This is a genomic window from Cryobacterium sp. MDB1-18-1 (assembly GCF_004402735.1).
Lineage (GTDB): Bacteria > Actinomycetota > Actinomycetes > Actinomycetales > Microbacteriaceae > Cryobacterium > Cryobacterium glucosi.
Genome location: NZ_SOFR01000078.1, coordinates 1 through 3250, shown reverse-complemented (window position 1 = coordinate 3250; position 3250 = coordinate 1). Strand labels below are relative to the sequence as shown.

Below are 3250 nucleotides of genomic sequence, written 5' to 3'. Positions count from 1 at the left end.
GACGAGGCGGTGATCCTCCCAGAACTCGCCGCCGCCTAAGCTAGAACAACTGACCCGCACGGTGTTGAGAAACTCCACCACTCAGCGGGACGTGACCCATTGCGGGCACTACAAATGGGATATACCCTCACAACGTAGGTGCACCTGGTTCCATTCATCGGCAGTGTGCGCTTTCCTCAGTGGAGTCGGAATCGCATTCGGAGGGAGAGGCGTGGAGAAATCCGTGCATACTACGAGCAATGTTGAGGCGGGTGTCTCCGTCGGCCGCTCACCCGCGCTTTCCTCGATCTGCTGACCGTCACAGACGGGAGGCGTGCCAGACGATGATCGAACGGACCGAAACTACGAGGTCGGCCACGGTGGCGGAACCCACGAGAATTGAGCTCTCCAGCCGGCCCTCCTCGGACAGCAAGGGCAACGTCCTGGTTCGGTGGATCACCTCCACCGACCACAAGGTCATCGGGTACATGTACCTGATCACCTCCTTCGTCTACTTCTGCCTCGGCGGCGTGATGGCTTTGGTGATCCGGACCCAGCTGTTCGAGCCCGGCCTGCAGGTCGTTCAGACCAAGGAGCAGTACAACCAGCTGTTCACCATGCACGGCACGATCATGCTGCTGATGTTCGCGACGCCGTTGTTCTTCGGTTTCGCCAACTCCCTCATGCCGCTGCAGATCGGTGCGCCCGACGTCGCCTTCCCGCGGCTGAATGCTTTCTCCTTCTGGGCGTTCTTCTTCGGCAGCCTGATCGCCGTCGGTGGGTTCCTGACCCCGCAGGGAGCAGCGTCGTTCGGCTGGTTCGCCTACCAACCCCTCGCAAGCACGACGTTCTCGCCAGGCGTCGGCGGCAATCTCTGGATGGTCGGCCTGGGTCTCTCCGGCTTCGGCACGATCCTCGGTGCGGTCAACTTCATCACGACCATCATCACGATGCGCGCCCCCGGGATGACCATGTTCCGGATGCCGATCTTCACCTGGAATACACTCGTCACTTCCCTCCTCGTCCTGATGGCGTTCCCGGTACTCGCAGCTTCCCTCCTCGCCGCCGCCTCCGACCGCATCTTCCTCTCGCACATTTACGATCCGGCCAACGGTGGCGCCATTCTCTGGCAGCACCTGTTCTGGTTCTTCGGCCACCCCGAGGTGTACATCATTGCTCTGCCGTTCTTCGGCATCGTCACCGAGGTGTTCCCGGTCTTCAGCCGGAAGCCGGTCTTCGGCTACAAGACCCTCATCTACGCGACCATTGCCATCGGTGCACTGTCGGTCTCAGTCTGGGCGCACCACATGTACGTCACGGGTTCGGTCCTGCTGCCGTTCTTCTCACTGATGTCAATGCTCATTGCCGTGCCAACCGGTGTGAAGATCTTCAACTGGATCGGCACCATGTGGCGCGGGTCGCTGACCTTCGAGACGCCCATGCTCTGGGCGCTCGGCTTCCTCGTCACGTTCACCTTCGGCGGGCTCACCGGAGTCATCCTCGCCTCGCCGCCCCTGGACTTCCACGTGTCGGACACCTACTTCGTGGTGGCGCACTTCCACTACGTCGTCTTCGGCACCGTCGTGTTCGCGATGTTCAGCGGCTTCTACTTCTGGTGGCCCAAGTGGACGGGCAAGATGCTCAACGAGAGCCTCGGCAAGTGGCACTTCTGGCTTCTGTTGATCGGTTTCCACACCACGTTCCTCGTGCAGCACTGGCTCGGAATCCTCGGTATGCCCCGTCGGTACGGGTCGTACTTGCCCGAAGACGGTTTCACCTGGATGAACCAGCTGTCAACGATCGGCGCGATGATCCTCGCCGTCTCGATGATCCCGTTCTTCCTGAACGTCTACATCACCGCACGCCGTGCACCCAAGGTCACCGTCGACGACCCTTGGGGGTATGGTTCCTCTCTCGAGTGGGCCACGTCGTGCCCGCCGCCGCGACACAACTTCACGTACCTGCCGCGGATCCGTTCCGAACGACCCGCCTTCGACCTGAACCACCCAGAAGTGGCCGAGGCCGTCGGGACTGGACGTAATACGGCCGCACGCGATGCTCCCGAATTGTCAACGAATGGGAATCAATGATGGAAAAACCTAGCCGGTCAACGAGTTCGCCGCCCGGCTCCGCGCTGAACCTAAGGGCACCCCAGATACCGCCCGTGCCGTCGCCGAGTTGCGCGCGCACGTGGTCGCACCTGAAGTGTGAATCTCCCGAGGGGCGTCACGAACGTGGTGTCTATGCGGCTGGCGTAGTGACCGTGACAGCCCTGCCAAGTTTCTCGATCTGTGACTAAGCGGAACCGCACGGCCACCTCGACGCGGACGACGTCCCCTGTTCCTTTTGTAGGAAATTGCCCAATGAACACTTCAGCCGGCTGAAGAAGCAGACCACGAAGACGAGAGTGAAATCTGATGGGAGTTCTTAACTAGGTAATGCGTCAACGGAGCGTATTCAGGCCTCGGGACGGTGATACGCGTAAACGGTTTCGCGGCTAATCCCGTATTGGCGGGCAAGTTCAGCCCTCGGCACACCAGCAGCGATTTTCTCGCGCAGCTCCGCTGTCCGGACCGCATCCGGGCTATCTGCCGGGCCTGGCTATGCGCCGGATCGCGGACCTCCACGCGGGCGAAGCGAAAACCGACGCCCGAGACGCGGCGATCATCGCGCAAGCGACATCGGCACGTCGGGCTGCGGTTTGGCTACTGTGACGCGGCCGGACTATTTTCCGGTCCAGCAGCCGAGGATGGCAGTAGCTATTTCGTAGGAGAAAGCGGTGCGGGTGACGCCCTGCGGCCCGATCTTGTCCGTCAGCATTCTGGCGTCAACTTGTAACGTCATATTGTCCTTGAGGAAGACGACCACGCCCTCTGCGGTTTCGAAGGCGGGGAATTCGAGGTTCGCAAGTCCTTCAATGGGCTGGACGGGGGCTAGTTTTCCTTGCATCGTGTCGAAGTAGCTTCGGGCGGACGCTGCGTCCGGGGATTCCTGCACGGAAACTACAAATTCTCCACCAGTTAGTTGGTATGTGCAGATTTACTGGCGATTGATCTAGCTGTCGACGGAGTGTGGTGTTAGCGGCCGGGCCAAACTGCCCATAGGCGGCCACGGATCTGCCCGCTGACGGCCAGTAGAAGTGCTTGGGTTCTATCGGTCGTTGCAACACCCAGCACTTTTCAGGAGTTGCGACCATGGTTTCCGAACAGACAAAACGACCACCAGCCCGAACGTTCACCGACGACGAGAAGGCGTCATTCTTCGCCGCGTT

3 protein-coding genes and 1 pseudogene are annotated in these 3250 nt (G+C 60.6%); 2 read left to right on the top strand and 2 right to left on the bottom strand.

Annotation, left to right across the window (positions count from 1 at the left end):
• Positions 1–359 precede the first annotated feature (359 nt).
• Positions 360–2069 carry a cytochrome c oxidase subunit I gene (gene ctaD / locus E3O50_RS17990; RefSeq protein WP_241975545.1) on the top strand — a complete coding sequence of 570 codons (1710 nt, stop codon included), beginning with the start codon at positions 360–362 and terminating at the stop codon, positions 2067–2069.
• Between the two features lie 367 nt (positions 2070–2436).
• Here the strand turns inward: ctaD and E3O50_RS17985 are convergent, their stop codons facing one another.
• Positions 2437–2538, bottom strand: a complete 102-nt coding sequence (locus tag E3O50_RS17985) for a helix-turn-helix domain-containing protein (protein WP_134560811.1) — start codon at positions 2536–2538, stop codon at positions 2437–2439.
• Positions 2539–2561: 23 nt separating this feature from the next.
• On the opposite strand from E3O50_RS17985, the pseudogene E3O50_RS17980 reads away from it, so the two are divergent.
• Positions 2562–2657, top strand: a pseudogene (locus E3O50_RS17980) (transposase); the annotation flags it as partial.
• A gap of 46 nt (positions 2658–2703) precedes the next feature.
• Here E3O50_RS17980 and E3O50_RS17975 read toward each other — a convergent pair.
• Positions 2704–2976 (bottom strand): hypothetical protein, encoded by a 273-nt coding sequence (locus E3O50_RS17975; protein ID WP_134560809.1) that lies wholly within the window; start codon positions 2974–2976, stop codon positions 2704–2706.
• Between the last annotated feature and the right edge of the window lie 274 nt (positions 2977–3250).